This window comes from Mesorhizobium sp. WSM4808, assembly GCF_055811675.1.
In genome coordinates, this window is the sequence record NZ_JBVVQX010000002.1 from 281,761 (window position 1) to 303,153 (window position 21,393).

Genomic DNA, 21,393 nt, shown 5'->3' on the forward strand with positions numbered 1-21,393 from the left:
GCTCCGGCTCTTGAACCTGCCCTGATCGGCGTGTTCATTCGCCGTTCAAGATATTCTCCATTCGAGATGGTCCATTCAAGATACTGGCCCATTGAAGATACTGGCCCATTAAAGATACCGGCAAAGCGAGACGCAATGACCAAGACATCCATATTTCCGATCGTCAGCCCGCCAACGCCCGAGAAGCGGCCGGTTTCCGACACGCATCATGGCATCACGCGAACCGACGACTATGCCTGGCTGCGGGCCGACAACTGGCAGGAAATGTTTCGCGACCCGTCATTGCTCGATACCGGGATCCGCGCAGAACTCGAGGCGGAGAATGCCTACCAGTCAAAGCTGATGGCCGACACGGTCGAACTGCAAAAGCAGCTTTTCAAGGAGATGAAGGGCCGTATCAAGGAAGACGATTCTTCCGTGCCGATGAAGGATGGGCCCTATGCCTATGGCTCGTCCTTCAAACTTGGTGGCGAGCAGCCGCGCTATTTCCGCATGCCGCGAGACGGCGGTGCCGAGCATATCCTGCTCGATGGTGACGCGGAGGCCGCGGGCAAGGCCTATTTCCGTCTTGGCGGCGTCGACCATTCGGCCGACCACGCAAGGCTGCTGTGGGCATTCGACGACAAGGGCTCCGAATTCTACACGCTTCGCGTGCGTGACCTTGCCGACGGCAGGGAACTTGCGGACCAGATCCCCGACACCGGCGGTTCAGGTGTCTGGAACGCCGGCAATGACGGCTTCTTCTATACACGTCTCGATCCCAACCACCGCCCGTCGAAGGTGCTGTTCCATGCGCTTGGCGACAGCCCGCAAAGCGACCGGCTGATCTATGAGGAAACCGATCCCGGCTTCTTCATGAATGTCGACGGCACCCGCAGCAACGAGTGGATCATGATCGGCATCAACGATCACGAGACCTCGGAATACCGCCTGATGCGCGCCGACGATCCGTTTGCCGAACCGAAACTGGTGTCGCCGCGCGAGATTGGCCTGCAGTACGAGTTGGAAGAAGGCGGCGATATCTTCTTCATCCTGACCAATGCCGACGGCGCCAAGGACTTCAAGATCATGACTGCACCAGCGGGCGATCCCGTGCGCGCCAACTGGCAGGAACTGGTGCCGCACGAGCCCGGCCGGCTGATCCTGTCGGTGATCGGCTTCAGGGACCACATGGTTCGGCTCGAACGCAAGGAGGGCCTGCCGCGCATCGTCGTGCACGACCGCACCAGCGGCGAGGAGCATCTTTTGTCCCTCGACGAGGAGGCTTTCTCGCTCGGCCTGTCGGGTTCCTATGAGTACGACACCGAGATCATGCGCTTTTCCTACTCGTCGATGACGACGCCGGCCCAGGTGTTCGACTACAATATGCGCACCCGCGAGCGGGTATTGCTGAAGACCCAGGAAGTGCCATCCGGCCATGATGCGGACCACTATGTCACGCGGCGGCTGATGGCGCCGGCCAGCGATGGCGAACTGGTGCCGATCTCGCTTTTGCACCATCGCGACACGCCGCTGGACGGATCCGCACCTTGCCTGCTTTACGGCTACGGCTCCTATGGCATCACCGTGCCGGCCGCCTTCAACACCAACTGGTTCTCGCTGGTCGACCGGGGCTTTGTCTTCGCCATCGCTCACATTCGCGGCGGCAAGGACAAGGGCTATGGCTGGTACGATGACGGCAAGCGGGAGAACAAGATGAACACGTTCACCGATTTCATCGCCGTCGCGCGCCATCTGGTGACGGAGCGTTACACGGCGCATGACCGTATCGTCGCCCAGGGCGGTTCGGCCGGCGGCATGCTGATGGGTGCCGTCGCCAACATGGCGCCGGATTGTTTTGGCGGCATCGTCGCCGAGGTTCCCTTCGTCGATGTCCTCACCACCATGCTCGATGCGACCCTGCCGCTGACGCCGCCGGAATGGCCCGAATGGGGCAACCCGATCGCGTCCGCCGACGACTACCGGACCATTGCCGCCTACTCGCCCTATGACAATGTCGCTGATCACGACTATCCGCCGATCCTGGCGCTGGCCGGTCTCACCGATCCGCGCGTCACCTATTGGGAACCGGCCAAATGGGTGGCCCGGCTGCGCGACCGCAAGAGCGGGGACAATCCGGTTCTGTTCAAGATCAACATGGATTCCGGCCATGCCGGTGCCTCCGGCCGGTTTTCGCGGCTGGAGGAGATCGCCTACACCTATTCCTTCGCGCTGAAGGTGATGGGTAAGGCGCAGCCTACGGGAGAAATCGACCGATGATCGATCTCGCTACACTGATTGCTTATGTCGCGGTTGTGCTCGGCTTCGTCTTCATCCCCGGCCCGGCCACGCTCCTTACCATAGCGCGGGCAACGAGTTCCGGAACCAAGGTTGGCATCGCGACCGGCGCCGGGATCGCTGTCGGCGACATCTTTCACACCGTCATGGCCATGATCGGCATATCGGCGATCATCGCCGCATCGGCGACGCTGTTCAGCGTCATAAAGTACATCGGCGCGGCCTACCTGGTTTATCTCGGCATTCGCGCGATCATGGAGAAAACACCAGGCGGCCCGGCTGCCGGCGCGCTTGCGATCTCTGCCGGGAAGGCGTTTCGACAGGCTGTCCTGACCGAAGTGCTCAACCCCAAGACCGCTCTGTTCTTCCTTGCCTTCCTGCCTCAGTTCGTGCGGCCTGAAAACGGGACGGTGATGCTTCAGATGACCGTGTTGGGGGCCATCTTCGTCGTACTGGGCCTTTTCAGCACGGTCGTCTTTGCCGTGAGCGCTGGCCGGCTCGGCACGTTCCTGCGCCGAAATCCGTCGGTGTTACGATGGCAGGGCAAAGTTGTCGGCGGCATCTACTGCGCTTTGGGCGTCCGTCTGGCGCTGCAGCAACGCTGACTCCAGACGATAATCGACGCGCCTTCCGAAGAGGCTGCGTGATCAGGGCTTTTTAAGTTCCCGTTGCTCATTTTCACTCGCAATTGCGATGACCGCGCGCTACCCAGTGCGCGGTTTTTCCCGGCCCGACAGCCTCCAATCGCGTAAAGGTCCATTATGCTGCTCGTCGACGTCTATCTCGACAAATCGCCTATCCAGGGAATCGGCGTCTTTGCCAAGAACCACATTCCTCGCGGCACTCTGATCTGGAAGCTGGACCCAAGGTTCGATCGGCTCATCGAGGTCGAGACTTATGAACGTGCGGCCGGCCCGGTGAAGAGCTATCTCGATCGCTACTCCTATCCCGACCGCCGCGATCCGAACTACATCGTCTTCGAAGCCGACGACGCGCGCTACATGAACCATGCCGACGAGCCGAACTGCGACGTCTCCTCACCGGAGGAGAGCTTTGCGCTGCACGACATCGCGCCTGGCGAAGAGCTGACCTGCAACTACAACCATTTCTTCGAGACGGGTTTCGATTTTCTCGGCGACCGCCACCTGTCTGAAGACTCGGTCTAGTTTGCCGTCTTCTTGCGGGCCGGATAGCCGTTTGGATGCGCCGGTATCGCCTTCAGATAGGCGGCGATGGCCGCACGGTCCTGCGGCGTCAGTTCGGCCATGTTCCGTTGGACATCGACCATGGCCCCGCCGACCGAATCGAAATCGGGCGTGAAGCCGGTTTCGAGATAGTTGGCGATATCGGCCTCCGACCATTCGGCGAGACCGCCCTCGCCCGATGTGATGTTCGGCACGACGCCATTGCCTTCGGCGGCCACGGCGCCCGCCAGCCACTCGTTCTTCTTCGTGCCGCCCGCAAGATCGCGCGGCGTGTGGCATTCGCCGCAATGGCCTGGCCCTTCGACCAGATAGCGGCCTGCCATCACCGGATCAGGCTTGCCTTCGGGGAAGGCAACAACCGGCTGATCGCCGAGATAGAGCAATTTCCACAGGCCGATGCCGCGGCGAATATTGAAGGGAAAACCGAGCGAATTGCCCGCTGCCTTGCCGGCGACGGCCGGCAACGTCTTCAAGAAGGCATAGAGATCGCCAATGTCAGCCGGATTCATGCGCGCGTAGGATGCATAGGGAAACGCCGGATAGAAATGCTCACCAGAAGGCGACACGCCCTTCAGCATGGCATTGGCGAGGTCCTCGACAGACCATGCGCCGATACCGTCCCTGGGATCTTGCGAAATGTTGGGCGGCACGAAGGTTCCGAACGGCGTCTTGAGTTCAAGGCCACCCACGAGTTGAAGCCGGGCGTCGCCCTGTGAGCCCGGCTTTGCATGGCAGGATGTGCAACCGCCGGCATAAAAGATGCGCTTGCCCCTGGCTGCGTCGCCAGGACCGAGCTTGGCCAGGGTTTCCCTGTCGAGCGTCACCGGCGCCGACAGGACCCACCCGGCAACCGCGCCGACGCCGCCCAGAATGACGACGGCGCCAACAAGTTTCTTCAGCCATGCCATGGCTGGTGATCAGCCCTTCTTGATTCTGTAGCCTTGATGGCAGGTGCCGCAATCCGAGCCGATAGCGCCGACTTGCGCCTTCAGCGCGTCGGCATCGGCGGGAGCCGCAGCGACCGCGGCCTTCACGTCTGCGAGATATTTGTCCTCGGCTGCGTTGAAGCCAGCCATGTCTTGCCAGATCTTCGGCGAGGCCGTGGTAGCGCCGGTGTCGCTGCCGGCCGGAAACAGCGCATCGGCATCGAATTTTTCCGCATTCGCCTGCAACGCCTGAAGTTGCGTCAGCACAGCCGCGGCATCAAAGGGCTCCTCGCCCTTGACAACTTTCGACAGGCCGCCGACGATCTTTCCACGTTCCTTCATCAGTGCCTGCCGGTCGAGGACCGGGTCGGCAAAAGCCGCCGAGGCCGCGAGTGCGAGCATAGAGATGGCGATAACAAGCTTTCTCATTCAATTGGCTCCATGATGAAGGCATTTCGGGACAGGACGTTAACGGATGCCGTAGGTGGAAAATTCCCTCCCCGGACGACTTTTGCCAGATCTTTGCTTTTTATGGGACACTGAAAAAGAAAAGCCCCGGGTGATACCGGGGCTTCCTGGAAATCGATCACTTCGCCTTTTCGTACAATTCAAGGACATGGTCCCAGTTGATCAGGCTGTCGACGAACGCCTCGAGATATTTCGGCCGGGCGTTGCGATAGTCGATGTAATAGGAATGCTCCCAGACATCGACCCCGAGGATCGGCGACGCGCCATGGACGAGCGGGTTCTCGCCGTTCGGCGTCTTCGAGATCGCCAGCTTGCCATCCTTGACGGAAACCCAGGCCCAGCCGGAACCGAACTGGGTCGTGCCGGCGGCAATGAAGTCGGCCTTGAACTTGTCATAGCCACCGAGATCGCTATCAACTGCCTTCTGCAAGGCGCCCGGCAGCTTGTTGCCGCCGCCGCCTTTCTTCATCCACTTCCAGAAATGGATATGGTTGTAGTGCTGGGCGGCATTGTTGAAGAGGCCGGCATTCTTGCCGAACGACTGCTTGACCACCTCTTCGACCGACAGATCACCCAAGCCTGCCTCGGCGGCGAGCTTGTTTCCGTTATCGACATACGCCTTGTGGTGCTTGTCGTGGTGATATTCCAGCGTCTCTTTCGACATGTAAGGCTGCAAGGCCTCATAGTCGTAAGGCAGAGCGGGCAATTCAAAGGCCATGGATAGTACTCCCTCGTGGAAAAATCCGGTGTCGACACCGGAGTAAGATAGGTCTGGAATGGATTGGGACAACTCCGGATGAAGCGTCGGTCGCCTTTTTATCCGCTCAAGCAGCGGAAGTCGAATGCGCCCAATCCCAATAGAGTTCGCGCGCCTTTTTGGCCACCGGCCCGGGTTGCAGATTGCGATCCTCGATACGCGTGACCGGCACGACCTTGGAATGGTTCCCGGTCGAAAAAATTTCGTCCGCTTCGAGGAAATCGCGCACCGACAGCGTCTTTTCCGTGGTCTTGAACCCATACTCGCCAAGCAGCGTTATCGTGCGCGAGCGGGTGATGCCGGACAGGAAGGTGCCGTTCGGCGCCGGTGTAAAGACATGACCGTCCTTGACCAGGAAGATGTTCGAGGTCCCGGTCTCGGCAACGTTGCCCAGCATGTCGAGCACCATTGCGTTGTCGAAGCCGCGCATCTTGGCTTCGAGAATGGCCCGACCGTTGTTGGGGTAAAGGCAGCCGGCCTTGGCGTTGGTCGGCATGGTTTCGATGGTCGGACGCCGGAACGGCGACACGGTCACCGAAAAGCCAGTCGCCGGAATCATCGGCGATTCATAGAGGCAAAGGCAAAAGCGGGTAGACGCCGGATCGGCCGGGACGCCCATATAGCCGCCATGCTCGGCCCAGTACATCGGCCTGATATAGACCGCCGTCTTGCCGTCGAACTTCTTCAACCCGTCCCATGTCAGCCCGACGATCTTGTCGGCGCTCATGTTCGGCTTCAGGCCGAGTGCGATCGCCGAAGAATTCACCCTGGCGGCATGGAGGTCGAGATCCGGCGCCACGCCTTCGAACCAGCGGCCACCGTCGAACACGCTGGTGCCGAGCCACATGGCGTGGCTGCGCGGCCCCAGAATGGCGACGTTGCCCTCGTGCCAATCACCATCGACGAAAGTCCATGTCGCGGATTGCGCCGCAGCCGCCAGTGTCATCGTGTGGTCCCGCCTCAATCGGTCTCGTGTGACGGCCATTGGAAGATGCTTTGGCGGGCGCCGTCAACCGGCATCATGGAGTTTTGTTGAGGCCAGTGCCGGGGCGCAATGCAATCAAAGCTTGCACCTTGTCGCACCTGCCCTCAAAACTGTTGTCATGCAATACGCCGCCTATGTCTTCGACGCCTATGGCACGCTGTTCGACGTGCATGCCGCCGTGCGTCGTCATGCCGACCGGATCGGGCCGGACGGCCAATTGTTGTCCGATATCTGGCGCGCCAAGCAGCTCGAATATTCCTGGGTGCGCACGCTGATGGGCGCCTATGCCGATTTCTGGCAACTGACCGAACAGGCGCTCGATTTCGCCTTGCGCAAAGTTCCCTCGGCTGACCCCGGTCTCAAGGCGATATTGCTGGATGCCTACTGGCGGCTGGATTGCTATCCGGAAGTGCCGGCCGTGCTCAAGGCGCTCAAGGCTTCGGGAGCGAGGCTGGCGATCCTGTCCAACGGCTCGCCCGAAATGCTGCAGGCGGCGGTCAAGTCCGCCGCGCTCGACCAGGTTCTGGATGACATCTATTCCGTCGATAGGGTGCGGCGCTTCAAGACCGACCCGGCGGTCTACGATATGGTCGCCACCGGCTGGCGCCTCTACCCCGGCGCGGTTTCCTTTCAGTCGTCCAATCGCTGGGACATTGCTGGCGCCACCAAATTCGGTTTTCGCACGGTGTGGATCAACCGCTCCAACCAGCCCGAAGAATACCGGGATTTTCCACCGGCCCTTATCCTGCCGTCGCTCGAAGCCCTTGTGCCCGGCAGCTAGGAAACCTGTGTCTCTGGCGCCACAGTAGCAGCCTGGTCACAGCTTCGCCTTTGTTTGCCCACGTTCGGGCCAGAATCGGAACCGCCTATCGTCCCAGGTGTTGTCAGGCACCCGCGCAACTGTCGGCGAATTCACGTTTTGTTGCGATTTGAGACTTAAAGAAGGCAACCATGTCCATAACCGAAATCGAATCTTTTCGCCTGAGCCGTCGCGGCTTTCTCAACGCCGCAGCCCTGGGCGCCGCTTCGATCGCGGTTTCCGCATGCGCTACCACCGGGCCGGGTCCGGTCGAGCCGCCGCCACCAACCTATGTCGAGCCGCCTCTGGCCGATTATGTGACGATGTACGCCGCTGTCAGCGACGGCGGCTTCGATTTGCCGGCCATCCCCGTCGACAAGATCGATCCGCAGTTCCTGCGTCAGATCGTTCCCGACCCGACGGGACAGAAGCCGGGAACCATAGTCGTCGATACCACCGGCCACTTCCTTTATCTGGTTCGTCCAGGCGGTCAGGCGATACGCTACGGCGTCGGCCTTGGCCGCGCCGGCTTCGAATGGTCCGGCGACGCCGTCGTTCAGTGGAAGCAGAAATGGCCGAAGTGGACGCCGCCGGATGAAATGATCGCCCGTCAGCCGGAATTGAAGCCCTATAGCGCCGACAATGGCGGCATGCCCGGCGGCCTGAAGAACCCGCTCGGCGCACGCGCGCTCTATCTGTTCCAGGGCAATGTCGACACGCTCTATCGTCTGCACGGCTCGCCTGAGTGGCGGTCGATCGGCAAGTCGGTCTCGTCAGGCTGCGTGCGTCTGATGAACCAGGACATTATCGACCTCTATGATCGCGTGCCCTCGAAGACTCCGGTCGTCGTGACCAGCGACGCCAGCCAACCCATGGTGGCGACGGCCAACCGACAGGCGATTCCGATCGACGCCGGCGTGCCGGACGGATCGGTGCTGCTTGGACCGGTCAAGGCGATCACCAATTCGATTTTCTGATCAGGCGAAGGAGCGGCGGTTGCGACGCTCCTTCACCGGATTGTCTCTCTGAAACGGAAACGATTCTGCGTCGGCGGAGACCGGTCTGTCGCGTGGCGTCCCACTGCGATATTCTGGGGTGATGAAACTCAGCCAGAGCATACGGTTCTGCACGTCCGAGGACGGTACCCGCATCGCTGTCGCATCGTGCGGGGAAGGCAAGGTGATCGTTCGGGCGGCGCACTGGCTGAGCCATGTCGACTATGATCTCGCAAGCCCGGTTTGGCGGCCATGGCTCCAGGCCCTTTCGGCCCACAACCAGTTTGTTCGCTACGATCCACGCGGCTGCGGTCTGTCGGATCGCCATGTCGCCGACCTCTCGATCGAAGCGTGGCACGCAGACCTGGACGCCGTGACGGCGACCATTGAGCAGCCAAGTTTCGTTCTGCTCGGTCTTTCGCAAGGCGGCGCTCTCAGCATCGCCTATGCGCTGCGGCATCCTGAGCGGGTGTCGCATCTGGTGCTGCTGAATGCCTATGGCCAAGGTGCGAGAGTTCGAGCACACACCGAGGCCGAGCGGTTGGAAGCCGAAACACTCGTCAATTTCGTGCGCATCGGCTGGGGACGTGAAAATCCTGCGTTCTGCCAGTTCTTCACCAACCTTTTCATTCCCAACGGGACACAAGAACAGCATCGCTGGTGGGGCGATCTTGAGCGCGTGACGGCAAGCGCCGACGTAGCCGCCCGCCTGCTCTGGCAGATGCAAGGGATCGACGTCCTCGACCTCGCGGTAAAACTCCGCGTCCCGACGTTGATCGCGCACAGCCGCGGGGACATGCGCGTGCCGTTCGATGAAGGCTGCAAGCTTGCCGCAGCGATCCCTGGAGCCCGCTTCCTGCCGCTTGAAAGCAAAAATCACGTTCTCCTGCCGACCGAGCCAGCCTGGAAGGTGTTCCAGGATGAACTCGATGCCTTCCTCGGACATGAGCGGCCCAGGCAGCCACGCGCAATCCGAGAGGCTGGCCTGACACCTGCAGAGGCGGCGCTTCTTGATCTGGTCAAACAGGGACTGGACAACCGCGCGATCGCGCAGCGCTTGAGCAAGAGCGTGAAGACCGTGCGCAATCAACTGTCGATGACCTTCAGCAAGCTCGGCGTCCACAGCCGATCGCAGGCAATCGTGATGACGCTCTCCGACAGAGAACGAGCGCCCCAGCCCGATTGAGTTCCTCGCAGACCACAAACAAGGGACTTCTGTCCCTATTTGCGTTCGCTTTCACTTCCCCCACGGGACCGCTGCATCATGCCCATCATCAGAGGGGGGCTCATCCTCGGAATCGACGGAACGACAAGCCGTCGTCCGAAGATCAGGAGGAACCCGACATGACGCAACTCAATGAAACCAAGCTCAATGAACTGGTAGGCCGCGTTCTGGCAGACCTTGGTGGTGCAGTCAGCGTGCCGCTGGTTCGGATCGGAGATGCGCTGGGTCTCTACAAAACGCTCAAGGAAATCGGCCCTGCGAAGGCCGACGAACTTGCCGATGCTGCAGGATGCGCGCGTCGCTACGTTCGTGAATGGCTGTCGGCGCAGGCGGCGTCCGGCTACGTGTACTATGAACATGGACGGTTTTCGCTGACGCCCGAGCAGTCATTCGTATTTGCCGAATCCGACAGCCCGGTCCATCTGATTGGCGGGTTCGACACCGCGGCTGCTATGGTCGAGAACCAGCCAAAAGTGGAATCGGCTTTCAAGACCGGGCGAGGCGTTGCCTGGGGCGATCAGGCAGGGTGTCTGTTTTGCGCCGTGTCACGTCTGTTTCGGCCGGGTTATGTCAATGCCCTGGTGAAGGACTGGCTGCCGGCGCTTGACGGTGTCGTAGCCAAGTTGAAGGCAGGGGCATCGGTGGCCGACGTTGGGTGTGGGCACGGTCTGTCGACGATCCTGATGGCGCAGGCGTTCCCCGCCTCCCGCTTCATAGGTTACGACTTCCATCCAGCCTCGATTGCCGCCGCGACCGCGCATGCCCTGTCGTACGGACTGACGAACCTGAGTTTCGAGGTCGGCCGGGCGCAAGATTTTGGCGGGCGTGACTTCGATCTGATCACCTGCTTCGACTGCCTACACGATATGGGCGACCCAAAGGCCGCGGCGGTGCATATTCGCAAATCGCTAAAAGAGGGCGGCACCTGGATGGTTGTCGAACCAATGGCGGGAGATACTCTGGAGGAAAATATCAATCCCGTCGGACGGCTGTACTACTCGGCCTCGACAATGATCTGCGTTCCCACATCACTGGCACAGGAGACAGGCCTCGCGCTCGGCGCTCAAGCAGGAGAGAACCGGCTGACGGAGGTGATCCGGTCAGGTGGGTTCTCTCGCGTCCGGCGGGCCGCCCAGACCCCACTCAACATGGTGCTCGAAGCGACCTGACGCAGAAAAGGTCGGTTCAGGCCCTACTCGAACCGGCCAACGTCTTTCCGGCAAAACCGGCTGTCCCAGTGCCGCTTATCCGATGCGGCTCCAAGCCACGGACATTTCGCCAAAGCGGATGCCCCTGCCTTGGATCCGAAGCTCATCGTCCCCTCGACAGACTCCCCAATATGCCGCGCACGATTGCCCGGCCGACCGACGAGCCAACCGAGCGCACCACCGACTTGATCGCCGCCTCGGCCACCGTCTGGCGGTTGGACGGGCGCGGTGCAGATGTGCGCCTGCCACCCGATTGCGGCGCGGGATCGTCATTGCCGAAGCCCGGAATGGTCCAGCGCGAGCCGCCGCTGCCGGCCTGCTGGGCCTGCTCTTCGGCATCCTGCGCGTCCTTAGCTTTTTTTTGCAGCATTTCGAAAGCCGACTCGCGATCGACGGCCTGATCGTACTGGCCGGCGACCGGGCTTTCCTGGATCAGCTTTTGTCGCTCGGCTGCCGTTATCGGTCCAAGGCGCGACGACGGCGGGCGGATCAGGGTCCGCTGCACCATGGACGGGACACCCTTGGCCTCCAGCGTCGAGACCAGCGCTTCGCCCGTGGCAAGCTGGGTAATGGCGGTCATGCAGTCGAAATCGGGATTTGGCCGGAACGTTTCGGCCGCCGTCCTCACCGCCTGCTGCTCACGCGGCGTATAGGCGCGCAGCGCGTGCTGGACGCGATTGCCGAGCTGGGCCAGGACTTTTTCAGGGATATCCAACGGGTTCTGCGTGACGAAATAGACGCCGACGCCCTTCGAGCGGATCAGTCGGACCACTTGTTCGACGCGATCGATCAGCACCTTGGGTGCTTCGTCGAACAGAAGATGCGCCTCGTCGAAAAAGAACACCAGCTTCGGCTTGTCGGGGTCGCCGACTTCCGGCAGCACCTCGAACAGTTCCGACATCAGCCATAGCAGGAAGGTCGCGTAGAGCCGCGGATTCATCATCAGCTTGTCGGCGGCAAGCACGCTGATGGCGCCGCGTCCGTCGCGGGTGGTGCGCATGATATCGGCGATACGCAGTGCCGGTTCGCCGAAGAAATTTGCGGCTCCCTGTTGCTCCAGGACCAGCAGCGTGCGCTGGATAGCCCCGACCGATGGCTTCGTCACGTTGCCATAGCGTGAGCCGATCTCGTCGGCGCGCTCGGCGATGTTGGCGAGCAGCGCCTGCAGGTCCTTCATGTCGAGCAGCAGCAGGCCTTCCTCGTCCGCCAGGCGGAAGGCGATGTTCATGATGCCTTCCTGCGCCTCCGTCAGGTTCATCAGGCGCGACAGCAACAACGGCCCCATTTCCGAGACCGTGGCGCGGATGGGATGACCCTGCTCGCCGAACAAGTCCCAGAAAATAACGGGAAATTCCTGGAAGTCATAAGGATCTAGCTTGACCTGTTCGGCCCGCTTGACGAGGAAATCCTGTGCCGTGCCCATCATCGCGATGCCCGATAGATCGCCCTTGATGTCGGCGCAGAACACCGGCACGCCGGCGTTGGAAAATCCTTCGGCCAGGATCTGCAAGGTGACAGTCTTGCCGGTACCGGTGGCGCCGGTCACCAGGCCATGACGATTCCCATATTGCAGCAACAGTTGCTCGGCACGCTGATAGCTGTCGTCGGGCTTGCGGCTGGCGCCGATGAAAATACTGGTGTCGTCAGCCATATGTCCGGTCTCCGCAAACTGATGTGTCTAAAGCCAGGGGCCTTGCCGCAGGTATAGTGAGGCCATTGCGCAGCGACAATGCCATTCGTCCAAATCGGGGCCCTTCGTCCAAATCCGGGCCATTCGCCCAAATCCGGGCCATTCGTCCAAATCGCCCCATTCGGTCAAATCGGGTTTTTGGAGCTTGCGGATTTTGCCGCTGTTTGGCAATCGTCGTCCATGCGGACTGACCTATATCTGATGGATCGAATCCGGTCTCTGAAAGCGCATTGCATTGCGATATCGGACCGGGGACCGTAGACTGGACCGCTCCCGGCTGGTGCGGCCGTATGAAACGAGGAGGACGGATGGGCGCCGGAGCCTTGATCCAGGACGTGGAACCCGAAAACATCGAGCGCCAGCGATGGCTCGCCTTGGCGGAAAAGGCTTTGGCAGGCGCTTCCTTCGAGGAAAGGCTGGTCTCGCACAGCGACGACAACATCCGTATCGAACCGCTCTACGACCGCAGCACTGCGGCGGAACCGATCGTGCGCGCAAACCCGAAATCGTCATGGATCGTCAGCCAGCGGGTCGACGATCCCGACACCAACCGCGCCAGAAGCCAAGCGCTGGAAGATGTGGCACAGGGTGCCACGGGATTGTCGCTGGTCTTCGAGGGGGCGCCGAACGCGTTCGGATACGGCTTGCCGAGAACGGCGGAGGCGTTGGAGGCGGTGCTGGACGGCATACCGCTCAACCGCATCCAGGTTCGCATCGACGCCCATCCCTGGAGCCGCGCCGTGGCCGACTGGCTGGTCGCTTTCCTGAGCAAGCGGCGGTCGGACCCGGCAAAACTCAACCTCTCCTTCGGCATCGATCCAGCAGCGATCTTCGCGGGAACGGGTCGGCTGCGCATGTCGATCGAGGCGCTGCGGGCCTCCATGCCGCAGTCGCTGGCGCATTTCTTCGCGATGGGCGTTCCGGGCGTGCTGCTGGAAGCTGACGGGCGCGTGTTCCACAATGCCGGCGCCACGGAAGCGCAGGAACTTGGCATCATGCTGGCTTCGGCTGTCTCCTACCTCAGAATGTTCGAGACGGCGCGGCAGCCGCTTGTCTATGCCGCACCTCATATCGGTTTTGCACTCAGCGTCGACCAGGACCAGTTGCTGTCGATAGCCAAGATGCGGGCGCTGCGCAGCCTCTGGGCGCGGGTGCAGGAGGCTTGTTCGATCCCGACATCCACGGCCAGTATCCATGCCGAGACGTCGTTTCGCATGATGACGGCGATGGACCCGGAGACCAACATCCTGCGCACCACCATTGCATGCTTTGCCGCGGCGTGCGGCGGCGCCGATTCGATCTCCATCCTGCCGCACACGATCGCGCACGGTCTGCCGGCGGGTTTTGCCCGTCGTGTTGCCCGCAACACGCAGCTGATCATGGCCAATGAAAGCCATATCGATCATGTCACCGATCCCGCCTATGGTTCCGGCGCTGTGGAAGCGCTGACCGCGGAATTGTGCGAACTGGCCTGGGCGGAGTTGCAGACGATCGAAGCCGAGGGCGGTGTCCTGTCCAGCCTTCAGGACGGACACATCCAGAAGCGCGTCCACGCAGCGGCGGAGCAGCGCAATGCAGCCTACCGCACAGGCCAACGGGCCATCGTCGGCACCACGCTCTATCCATCGAAAGACGAACGTCCGGTCGAGACGCTGGCGGCGGAACGGCGGCCGGCCTTCACCGAAGGCGTTGCCGTCTGCGAGCCGCTGTTTCCAGTCCGCATCGACCAATCGATCGGAGCCGGCTCTTGATCCCGGACTTCGGCCAGATCGGCTGGGTCCCGCCACGCCGCACGCCTGTCGAGGTCAAAGGCCAGCGGACCACGCCGGAAGGGCTCATTGCCAAGCATCTGTACAATCAAAGCGATCTCAAGGGGCTGCCGCATCTCGACACCTATCCGGGGCTGCCGCCCTTCGTGCGCGGCCCCTACCCGACCATGTATGTCCAGCAGCCCTGGACGATCCGGCAATATGCCGGTTTCTCGACGGCCGAAGATTCCAACGCCTTTTACCGGCGCAACCTTGCCGCCGGCCAGAAGGGGCTGTCGGTCGCCTTCGATCTCGCCACGCATCGCGGCTATGACAGCGACCACCCGCGCGTTGCCGGCGATGTTGGCATGGCGGGCGTCGCCATCGATTCCATCCTCGACATGCGGCAGCTCTTCGACGGCATTCCGCTCGACGAGATGACGGTATCGATGACGATGAACGGCGCGGTGCTGCCGATCATGGCGCTTTACATCGTCGCCGCGGAAGAACAGGGCGTTGCACAGAGGGATCTCGCCGGGACCATTCAGAACGACATTTTGAAGGAGTTCATGGTCCGCAACACCTACATCTATCCGCCAAAACCTTCGATGCGGATCGTGTCGGACATCTTCTCATACACATCGAAGAACATGCCGAAGTTCAATTCGATATCGATCTCCGGCTATCACATGCAGGAGGCCGGCGCGACGGCCGACCTTGAGCTCGCCTACACGATCGCCGATGGCATCGAATATGCCCGCGCCGGCGTCGCGGCGGGCCTCGACATCGACCGCTTTGCGCCTCGCCTGTCCTTCTTCTGGGCCATCGGCATGAATTTCTTCATGGAAGTCGCCAAGCTGCGGGCCGCGCGCCTGTTGTGGGCGACCCTGATGCAGAAGAATTTTTCGCCCAAGGACGAGCGCTCGCTGTCGCTGCGCACCCATTGCCAGACTTCTGGCTGGTCGCTGACGGCGCAGGATCCCTACAACAACATCATCCGCACCATGATCGAGGCGATGGCTGCAACGCAGGGCCACACCCAGTCGCTGCACACCAATTCCTTCGACGAGGCGATGGCGCTGCCGACCGACCACTCGGCGCGGATCGCCCGCAACACCCAGCTCATCCTGCAAAAGGAATCCGGCACCACGCGCATCATCGACCCGTGGGGCGGTTCGGCCTATCTCGAACGGCTGACGCATGATCTGGCGGCGCGCGCTCTTGCCCACATCGAGGAGGTCGAGGCGCTCGGCGGCATGGCAGCGGCGACCGAACAGGGCATTCCCAAGCTGCGCATCGAGGAAGCCGCCGCGCGCACGCAGGCGCGCATCGATTCCGGCGAGCAGATGCTGGTCGGCGTCAACGCCCATCGGCCCGAGACCGACATCGAGGTCGACGTGCTGAAGATCGACAATGCCGAGGTCAGGGCCCGGCAATTGTCGAAGCTGCAACGGCTGAAGGGCACGCGCGACGTCGCCGCCGTCGAAAGCGCGCTCGATGAGCTGACCCGTGCCGCGCAAGGCAATGAAAACCTGCTGGAATTCGCCATCCGAGCGGCGCGCGCCAATGCCACGGTCGGCGAGATTTCATTCGCGTTGGAAAGGGCGTTTGGGCGCCACGTCGCCACGGTACAGACCATTTCCGGGGTCTATCGGAAGGCGCTTGGCGATCATCCCGTGGTCGACGGTCTGCAGGACAAGCTTGACGCCTTCGAGAAGAAGACCGGCGGCAAGCCGCGCATCCTGGTCGCCAAGATGGGACAGGACGGCCACGACCGCGGCCAGAAGGTCATCGCCACGGCCTTCGCCGATCTCGGCTTCGACGTCACCGTCGGCGCGATGTTCCAGACACCGGAGGAGATCGCCAAGCTGGCGGTCGCACAGGACGTCCACATCGTCGGCGCCTCGTCGCTGGCGGCGGGACATCTGACGCTGATCCCCGAACTGCGCGACGCGCTGAAAAAGCTCGGCTGCGGCGACATGCTGATCGTCGCCGGCGGCGTCATCCCACCGCAAGACTATGACGCGGTGCGACAGGCCGGCGCTGCCGAGATCTTCCCGCCGGGAACTGTTATTCCGGAGGCGGCGGATCGGCTGCTGGACCGGCTGCTGGCGGTCCGCTAGGCTTGTTATAATACCTGTTGCAACTTCTCGCCGGTCGAGTTATAATCGGCGTTGCAACAGGATATCTGTCATGAACACGACCATTCGCAAGATCGGTAATTCGGAAGGTGTGATCCTGCCCAAGGATCTGCTCGATCGTCTGAACATGAAGACAGGTGATCAGCTCCAGATCGTCGAAACGGACAAGGGCATTGCCCTTGAGCCGATGGACGACAGTTTCGAGCGGCAGATGGAAGCTGCTCGCAAGGTCATGGACAAATACAAGGTCGCGCTTCAGAAGCTCGCCGAATGAGCTGGGAGTTCCTTACCCGGCGTGCGGTTGAAGCGATGCATGCCGAGCAGTTGCGCAGGCATGGCGGTGCTCAAGGTTTGAGAGATGAAAATGCTCTCGAATCTGCGCTCGCGCGTGCCGAGAACAAGGCCAACTACGAAAACCCTTCGGTTGAAGACCTAGCAGCCGCCTATGTCTTCGGCATCGCAAGAAATCATGCCTTTGTCGACGGCAACAAGCGCACGGCCATAGTTGCAGCCGGTGCATTTTTGATCGTGAACGGCCATGTCCTGACAGCCGACAACGGCACGCTCTACGAATTCGTCATGGCCGTTGCTTCAGGCGAGATCGATGAAGCCGGAGCCGCGGCGTTCTTCCGCGACCATGTCGTCAAGATCGAGGATTAGCTCTCGGAAAGCTTGACGATTTCCCATTCCTTGCCGTTGACGCTGGCCAAGTCGCCGATCTTCTTGCCGAATAGGGCGACCGCCATCGGCGAAACATGCGAAATGCTACCCTTGGTGGGATCAGCCTCGTCTTCGCCGACAATTTTCCAGTGGACCTTCCTGCCGTCGTCGCCCTCGATCGTGACGCCCATGCCGAAGCGCACCACGTCGCTGCCCGGCTCCGGTACGGAGAGTTCGGCGCTTTCACGCCGGGCGGTCCAATAGCGCAGGTCGCGCGACGCGACCGCGATGCGCTCGCGGTCGGCTTTGCGTTCGGCCTTCGCCAGTATGTCGCGCAGATCGGCGAGATTGTCCTCGATCTGCGCCAGGCCGCGTTCCGTCACCAGATTGCGATGGTGGCTGACCGGCCGCTCACCGACGCCGGCGATGGCATTTTCGCTGTCTTCCTCGCGGGTGAAAGCTCTGCTCATTTCCTGAACTTAGGCCCGCAGAGGCTGCTCGACAAGCCATTGTCGCGCGCTCGGCAGGAGAGACAGAACGGCTGGCACGATTCCTGCGATAGCTGGCTCAACGCTGGGATTCTGTGCCGATGTTGAACAGGCGAACGCTGCTGACTGGGACCGCCGGCTTTGCCGTCATGGGGCTTGCGCTCGGCAAGGCGGTGGCCGCAAGCTTGAGCGGCATCGAGAAAGCCTCGATGCGCGGCTCGATCAATGCCACAGAACTCGGCGTGCAGCCCGGCACATCAGACGATCAGAGCAAGACCTTCGCCAAGCTGCTGCGTGACGCCAATGCCCGCGATATGCCGGTGTTCCTGCCGCCCGGCACCTATGTCGTCTCCAATCTTTCACTGCCCGGCCGCGTACGTCTTTCCGGGGTGCCGGGCGCGACGCGCGTCGTTTACGGCGGTGACGGCCACCTTTTCATGGCCGAACAGGCTGACCATATCGAACTCAGCGGTCTGGTCTTTGATGGTTCGAACCGCACGATGGGCGATTACACGCAAGGGCTGCTCGATCTGCGCCGTATCGCGCACCTCGCCATCGACAATTGTCAGATCACCGGCAGCAGCAAGAACGGACTGGCGCTGGAACACGCGATCGGCCGGATCGAGCGCAGCGAGATATCGGGCGCCGCCGATGCCGGCATTTACTCGGTCGAGGCTGGCGGGCTGTCCATTACGGGCAACACCGTCTCCGATTGCGCCAGTGGCGGCATCCTCGTGCACCGCTGGCAGGTGGCCGAAGACGGCACCATGGTCACCGGCAACCGCGTCCAACGGATCCAGGCACGCAGCGGCGGAACCGGGCAGAACGGCAACGGCATCAATGCCTTTCGCGCCGGCAATGTCGTCATCTCGGGCAACATCGTCTCGGACTGCGCCTTCTCGGCGATCCGCGCCAACAGCGCCAGCAACCTGCAGATATCGGGCAACACCTGCTCGCGCTCGGGCGAAACGGCGGTCTATTCCGAGTTCTCGTTCGAAGGCGCCATCATCAGCAACAACATCGTCGACGGCGCCGCCAACGGCATCTCGATCGTCAATTTCAACGAAGGCGGCCGCATGGGCGTCTGCTCCGGCAACATCGTGCGCAATCTGTCGACCAGCGGTCCCTACCCCGCCGACTCGCCGGGATTTGGCGTCGGCATCGGCGTTGAGGCCGACACCACCGTTTCCAACAACGTCATCGAGAACGCGCCGCTTTATGGCATGCAGATCGGCTGGGGTCCCTACCTGCGCAATGTCGTCGCTACGGGCAACATCATCCGCAAGGCCGGAACCGGTATCGTCGTGTCCGTGGTCGAGGGTGCCGGCACGGCGGTCATTTCAGACAATATCATCGACGGCGCGCTCAACGGTGCGGTTGTCGGCCAGCGCTGGGCCGAGCCCGCAACGGGCGACCTCGCCTCGTCAAACGATACCGGCTATGCGCATCTGACCGTCGAGCGCAATCACGTCAGTTGAGGGCTGCCGTCGGCCTCAGCGCCCCGACCTTGGCACCGTTGCGGTTTTCTATGGGCGTGTTTGCCAACTCGCTCAGCTTGAACGCCAATGCCTCGTCGGCGCGCAACAGTTTGGCGAGGACGGTGGCAATCATGGCTTCGCCGGCGCGGCCGGCGCCATCATCGCATTTGAGCGCGATGCCGAGACCAAGCTCCGGAATTGCGGCACAATGGACGCCCTCGGCGCCGCCTTTGGTGAAAATCCGCCCTGGTGCGGCCTCCATCAGTGCGACGTCTTCGCGGCCTGTGCCGGCAACGAAGAACGGCTCGGCCATGCAGGCGGCCAGCAGCCGCCTCGCGGCCTTGGCTCGCTCGGGGCCAAAACCTGATGTCGTGGCCATGCGGGCAAAGCCGATCGCAAAGCTCCTGAGCGGCACCGCATAGGTTGGGATCGAACAGCCATCGATGGCCCGCTGGTCCTCACCATGGACAGCGCCCGTCACCGATTGCATGGCGTCGCGCACCAGTTCCTGCAAGCCATGTCCCGGCTTGACATAGCCACGATGCGCAATGCCCGCGTGGACGCAGGTGCAGAGGAAGCCGGAATGCTTGCCGGAGCAATTGTTGTGCAATGCGTTCGGCGAGCCGCCGGCGCGGGCGAGCGCAATCTCGGCGTCATGATTGGACGGCCAATGCGTGCCGCACTCGAGCGCCGACCCATCCAGCCCGACCTTGGACAGAATGGATCGCGCCAGTTCGACATGGGCCGGCTCGCCTGAGTGGGACGCACAGGCGAGCGCCAGTTCGCGGTTGCCGAAGCCATAGGCATCGGCCGCACCGCTTTCGACCAGCGGCAGTGCCTGGATCGCCTTGACCGCCGAGCGCGGAAACACCGGCTTGGCTGTGTCGCCGATCTCCCAGACGGGCTTGCCATCGCCATCGAAGACCGCGACTGAGCCGCGATGCGCGCTCTCGACGATCGCGCCGCGCAACACTTCGATCAGAACCGGATTTGTCATGAACCCTCCCGTAAATGCGGGCGGTTTACCTGATCCGGTCGAGAATGGAAACGTAGTTGGCGACCGCGGCACCGCCCATATTGAAGATGCCGCCAAGCTTGGCGCCCGGCACCTGGATGCCGCCGGCCTCGCCGACAAGCTGCATGGCGGTCAAGACATGCATCGACACGCCCGTGGCGCCGATCGGATGGCCCTTGGCCTTCAGCCCACCGGAGGGATTGACCGGCAGGCGGCCATCCCTGGCCGTTGTGCCGTCCAGCGCAAGCTTGGCCCCCTCTCCCGGCTTGGCAAGACCCATCGCCTCATATTCGATCAGTTCGGCAATGGTGAAGCAGTCATGCGTCTCGACGAAGGACAGATCGTCGAGCGTCACGCCGGCTGATTTCAACGCCCGGTTCCAGGCCTGTTCGCAGCCTTCGAAGGTCAGGATGTCGCGCTTCGACATCGGCAGGAAATCCTGCACATGCTCGTTGGCGCGGAAGGCAACGGCACGGCGCATCTTCAGCGCCGTGGCGGTGTCGGCAAGGATAAGGGCGGCGGCGCCGTCGGAGACCAGCGAGCAGTCGGTGCGCTTCAGTGGGCCGGCAACGAACGGGTTCTTCTCGCTCTCCTGGCGGCAGAACTCGTAGCCGAAATCCTTGCGCATCTGTGCATAGGGGTTGTCGACGCCGTTCTTGTGGTTCTTGGCGGCAATCATGGCCAGCGCATCCGACTGGTCGCCGTGGCGCTGAAAATAGGCCTGCGCGATCTTGCCGAAGACGCCGGCGAAACCCGCCGGTGTCTCGCCGTCCTCGGGCAGATAGGACGCCTTGAGCAGGTTCTTGCCGATCTCCGGCCCCGGCGTCGTCGTCATCTGCTCGGCGCCGACCACCAGCACGATGCGGGCGGCATTGGCGTCGATGGCGCGGATGCCCTGACGGACCGCGGCCGATCCGGTGGCGCAAGCGTTCTCGACGCGCGTCGCCGGCTTGAAGCGCAGCCGGTCGTCGGCCTGAAGCACCAGGCTGGCGGTAAAATCCTGCGCCGAAAAGCCGGCGTTGAAATGGCCGAGCACGATCTCGTCGACCTCGTCGGGACCGACGCCGGCATGGTCGAGCGCGTCGGTTGCCACCTTGACGATCAGATTTTCGAGCGTTTCGCCCTCGAGCTTGCCGAAGCGCGAATGCGCCCAGCCAACGATGCATGCGGTCATGGCGGTCTCCATCCTTGGCGCCAGCCTAACATGTGGGCTCAGGGCGCATTTCGCCTTTATTGTTCAAATATAAACAATCCTGCCCACTTCGTGAAGGACAATCGCTTGGTACAGCCAAGATCGCGGTCGATTTTTTTGTTGATTGACGCGTCAA

The 21,393-nt window shown here is 62.0% G+C and carries 20 protein-coding genes; 12 read left to right on the forward strand and 8 right to left on the reverse strand.

Features of this window, described 5'->3' with window-relative positions:
- Nucleotides 1–135: 135 nt before the first annotated feature.
- The 3 genes from AC0L2U_RS04135 to AC0L2U_RS04145 all read left to right on the forward strand — a co-directional run bounded on the left by AC0L2U_RS04135 (nt 136) and on the right by AC0L2U_RS04145 (nt 3,443).
- Entirely contained in the window at nt 136–2,259 is a 2,124-nt protein-coding gene (locus AC0L2U_RS04135; RefSeq protein ID WP_292678856.1) for a S9 family peptidase, read from the forward strand.
- Nucleotides 2,256–2,882 (forward strand): LysE family translocator, encoded by a 627-nt coding sequence (locus AC0L2U_RS04140; RefSeq protein ID WP_127269948.1) that lies wholly within the window; start codon nt 2,256–2,258, stop codon nt 2,880–2,882. Before AC0L2U_RS04135 ends, AC0L2U_RS04140 begins: the two co-directional genes overlap by 4 nt.
- Before the next feature lie 156 nt (nt 2,883–3,038).
- Nucleotides 3,039–3,443, forward strand: coding sequence for an SET domain-containing protein (locus tag AC0L2U_RS04145; RefSeq protein WP_127269950.1), 405 nt, complete (start codon nt 3,039–3,041; stop codon nt 3,441–3,443).
- On the opposite strand, the gene AC0L2U_RS04150 is transcribed toward AC0L2U_RS04145, so the two are convergent.
- The 4 genes from AC0L2U_RS04150 to AC0L2U_RS04165 all read right to left on the reverse strand — a co-directional run bounded on the left by AC0L2U_RS04150 (nt 3,440) and on the right by AC0L2U_RS04165 (nt 6,579).
- Nucleotides 3,440–4,390 carry a c-type cytochrome gene (locus AC0L2U_RS04150; RefSeq protein ID WP_292678860.1) on the reverse strand — a complete coding sequence of 317 codons (951 nt, stop codon included), beginning with the start codon at nt 4,388–4,390 and terminating at the stop codon, nt 3,440–3,442. The two genes, AC0L2U_RS04145 and AC0L2U_RS04150, sit on opposite strands and share 4 nt — an antisense overlap.
- A gap of 9 nt (nt 4,391–4,399) precedes the next feature.
- Entirely contained in the window at nt 4,400–4,837 is a 438-nt protein-coding gene (locus AC0L2U_RS04155) for a c-type cytochrome (RefSeq protein ID WP_292678863.1), read from the reverse strand.
- A gap of 157 nt (nt 4,838–4,994) precedes the next feature.
- Nucleotides 4,995–5,594: a superoxide dismutase gene (locus AC0L2U_RS04160; protein ID WP_013532667.1), complete on the reverse strand. Its 600-nt coding sequence runs from the start codon at nt 5,592–5,594 to the stop codon at nt 4,995–4,997.
- Between the two features lie 106 nt (nt 5,595–5,700).
- The gene (locus AC0L2U_RS04165; RefSeq protein WP_127269956.1) at nt 5,701–6,579 is read right to left on the reverse strand and encodes a branched-chain amino acid aminotransferase; all 879 of its coding nucleotides are present in this window, start codon (nt 6,577–6,579) and stop codon (nt 5,701–5,703) included.
- 157 nt (nt 6,580–6,736) lie between these two features.
- Between AC0L2U_RS04165 and AC0L2U_RS04170 the strand changes: the two genes are divergently transcribed.
- The 4 genes from AC0L2U_RS04170 to AC0L2U_RS04185 all read left to right on the forward strand — a co-directional run bounded on the left by AC0L2U_RS04170 (nt 6,737) and on the right by AC0L2U_RS04185 (nt 10,806).
- Nucleotides 6,737–7,399, forward strand: a complete 663-nt coding sequence (locus tag AC0L2U_RS04170) for a haloacid dehalogenase type II (protein WP_292678868.1) — start codon at nt 6,737–6,739, stop codon at nt 7,397–7,399.
- 170 nt (nt 7,400–7,569) lie between these two features.
- The gene (locus AC0L2U_RS04175; RefSeq protein WP_127269960.1) at nt 7,570–8,394 is read left to right on the forward strand and encodes a L,D-transpeptidase; all 825 of its coding nucleotides are present in this window, start codon (nt 7,570–7,572) and stop codon (nt 8,392–8,394) included.
- A gap of 121 nt (nt 8,395–8,515) precedes the next feature.
- On the forward strand, nt 8,516–9,598 hold the full coding sequence (locus AC0L2U_RS04180; RefSeq protein ID WP_127810938.1) for an alpha/beta fold hydrolase: 1,083 nt from the start codon (nt 8,516–8,518) through the stop codon (nt 9,596–9,598).
- Between the two features lie 158 nt (nt 9,599–9,756).
- Entirely contained in the window at nt 9,757–10,806 is a 1,050-nt protein-coding gene (locus tag AC0L2U_RS04185) for a class I SAM-dependent methyltransferase (RefSeq protein WP_473601447.1), read from the forward strand.
- A gap of 142 nt (nt 10,807–10,948) precedes the next feature.
- Here AC0L2U_RS04185 and AC0L2U_RS04190 read toward each other — a convergent pair whose 3' ends face one another.
- Nucleotides 10,949–12,496 (reverse strand): helicase HerA-like C-terminal domain-containing protein, encoded by a 1,548-nt coding sequence (locus AC0L2U_RS04190; protein WP_127415752.1) that lies wholly within the window; start codon nt 12,494–12,496, stop codon nt 10,949–10,951.
- 347 nt (nt 12,497–12,843) lie between these two features.
- On the opposite strand from AC0L2U_RS04190, the gene AC0L2U_RS04195 reads away from it, so the two are divergent.
- The 4 genes from AC0L2U_RS04195 to AC0L2U_RS04210 all read left to right on the forward strand — a co-directional run bounded on the left by AC0L2U_RS04195 (nt 12,844) and on the right by AC0L2U_RS04210 (nt 17,084).
- Nucleotides 12,844–14,286: a methylmalonyl-CoA mutase subunit beta gene (locus AC0L2U_RS04195; protein ID WP_127810941.1), complete on the forward strand. Its 1,443-nt coding sequence runs from the start codon at nt 12,844–12,846 to the stop codon at nt 14,284–14,286.
- Nucleotides 14,283–16,406, forward strand: coding sequence for a methylmalonyl-CoA mutase (gene scpA, locus AC0L2U_RS04200; protein ID WP_127810942.1), 2,124 nt, complete (start codon nt 14,283–14,285; stop codon nt 16,404–16,406). The genes AC0L2U_RS04195 and scpA overlap by 4 nt, the downstream gene beginning before the upstream one ends.
- Nucleotides 16,407–16,476: 70 nt before the next feature.
- Nucleotides 16,477–16,698, forward strand: a complete 222-nt coding sequence (locus tag AC0L2U_RS04205; protein WP_127269970.1) for an AbrB/MazE/SpoVT family DNA-binding domain-containing protein — start codon at nt 16,477–16,479, stop codon at nt 16,696–16,698.
- Nucleotides 16,695–17,084, forward strand: a complete 390-nt coding sequence (locus AC0L2U_RS04210; protein WP_127269972.1) for a type II toxin-antitoxin system death-on-curing family toxin — start codon at nt 16,695–16,697, stop codon at nt 17,082–17,084. The genes AC0L2U_RS04205 and AC0L2U_RS04210 overlap by 4 nt, the downstream gene beginning before the upstream one ends.
- Here the strand turns inward: AC0L2U_RS04210 and greA are convergent.
- Complete coding sequence (greA, locus tag AC0L2U_RS04215) at nt 17,081–17,554, reverse strand: transcription elongation factor GreA (protein WP_473601448.1); 474 nt, start codon at nt 17,552–17,554, stop codon at nt 17,081–17,083. The two genes, AC0L2U_RS04210 and greA, sit on opposite strands and share 4 nt — an antisense overlap.
- A gap of 119 nt (nt 17,555–17,673) precedes the next feature.
- Here greA and AC0L2U_RS04220 point away from each other — a divergent pair, with 119 nt between their 5' ends.
- The gene (locus tag AC0L2U_RS04220; protein ID WP_128364574.1) at nt 17,674–19,050 is read left to right on the forward strand and encodes a TIGR03808 family TAT-translocated repetitive protein; all 1,377 of its coding nucleotides are present in this window, start codon (nt 17,674–17,676) and stop codon (nt 19,048–19,050) included.
- Here AC0L2U_RS04220 and AC0L2U_RS04225 read toward each other — a convergent pair.
- Both AC0L2U_RS04225 and AC0L2U_RS04230 read right to left on the reverse strand, forming a co-directional pair.
- A complete protein-coding gene (locus AC0L2U_RS04225; RefSeq protein WP_127810945.1) occupies nt 19,043–20,047 on the reverse strand; it encodes an asparaginase in 1,005 nt (334 codons plus the stop codon). The genes AC0L2U_RS04220 and AC0L2U_RS04225 overlap by 8 nt on opposite strands.
- A 25-nt stretch (nt 20,048–20,072) precedes the next feature.
- Nucleotides 20,073–21,239 (reverse strand): acetyl-CoA acetyltransferase, encoded by a 1,167-nt coding sequence (locus AC0L2U_RS04230; protein WP_127810946.1) that lies wholly within the window; start codon nt 21,237–21,239, stop codon nt 20,073–20,075.
- Nucleotides 21,240–21,393: the final 154 nt, after the last annotated feature.

Coding starts and splice junctions, on each gene's coding strand:
- AC0L2U_RS04135 (WP_292678856.1), top strand. CDS start 136: ATGACCAAGACATCCATATTTCCGATCGTCAGCCCGCCAACGCCCGAG.
- AC0L2U_RS04140 (WP_127269948.1), top strand. CDS start 2,256: ATGATCGATCTCGCTACACTGATTGCTTATGTCGCGGTTGTGCTCGGC.
- AC0L2U_RS04145 (WP_127269950.1), top strand. CDS start 3,039: ATGCTGCTCGTCGACGTCTATCTCGACAAATCGCCTATCCAGGGAATC.
- AC0L2U_RS04150 (WP_292678860.1), bottom strand. CDS start 4,390: ATGGCATGGCTGAAGAAACTTGTTGGCGCCGTCGTCATTCTGGGCGGC.
- AC0L2U_RS04155 (WP_292678863.1), bottom strand. CDS start 4,837: ATGAGAAAGCTTGTTATCGCCATCTCTATGCTCGCACTCGCGGCCTCG.
- AC0L2U_RS04160 (WP_013532667.1), bottom strand. CDS start 5,594: ATGGCCTTTGAATTGCCCGCTCTGCCTTACGACTATGAGGCCTTGCAG.
- AC0L2U_RS04165 (WP_127269956.1), bottom strand. CDS start 6,579: ATGACACTGGCGGCTGCGGCGCAATCCGCGACATGGACTTTCGTCGAT.
- AC0L2U_RS04170 (WP_292678868.1), top strand. CDS start 6,737: ATGCAATACGCCGCCTATGTCTTCGACGCCTATGGCACGCTGTTCGAC.
- AC0L2U_RS04175 (WP_127269960.1), top strand. CDS start 7,570: ATGTCCATAACCGAAATCGAATCTTTTCGCCTGAGCCGTCGCGGCTTT.
- AC0L2U_RS04180 (WP_127810938.1), top strand. CDS start 8,516: ATGAAACTCAGCCAGAGCATACGGTTCTGCACGTCCGAGGACGGTACC.
- AC0L2U_RS04185 (WP_473601447.1), top strand. CDS start 9,757: ATGACGCAACTCAATGAAACCAAGCTCAATGAACTGGTAGGCCGCGTT.
- AC0L2U_RS04190 (WP_127415752.1), bottom strand. CDS start 12,496: ATGGCTGACGACACCAGTATTTTCATCGGCGCCAGCCGCAAGCCCGAC.
- AC0L2U_RS04195 (WP_127810941.1), top strand. CDS start 12,844: ATGGGCGCCGGAGCCTTGATCCAGGACGTGGAACCCGAAAACATCGAG.
- AC0L2U_RS04205 (WP_127269970.1), top strand. CDS start 16,477: ATGAACACGACCATTCGCAAGATCGGTAATTCGGAAGGTGTGATCCTG.
- AC0L2U_RS04210 (WP_127269972.1), top strand. CDS start 16,695: ATGAGCTGGGAGTTCCTTACCCGGCGTGCGGTTGAAGCGATGCATGCC.
- greA (WP_473601448.1), bottom strand. CDS start 17,554: ATGAGCAGAGCTTTCACCCGCGAGGAAGACAGCGAAAATGCCATCGCC.
- AC0L2U_RS04220 (WP_128364574.1), top strand. CDS start 17,674: ATGTTGAACAGGCGAACGCTGCTGACTGGGACCGCCGGCTTTGCCGTC.
- AC0L2U_RS04225 (WP_127810945.1), bottom strand. CDS start 20,047: ATGACAAATCCGGTTCTGATCGAAGTGTTGCGCGGCGCGATCGTCGAG.
- AC0L2U_RS04230 (WP_127810946.1), bottom strand. CDS start 21,239: ATGACCGCATGCATCGTTGGCTGGGCGCATTCGCGCTTCGGCAAGCTC.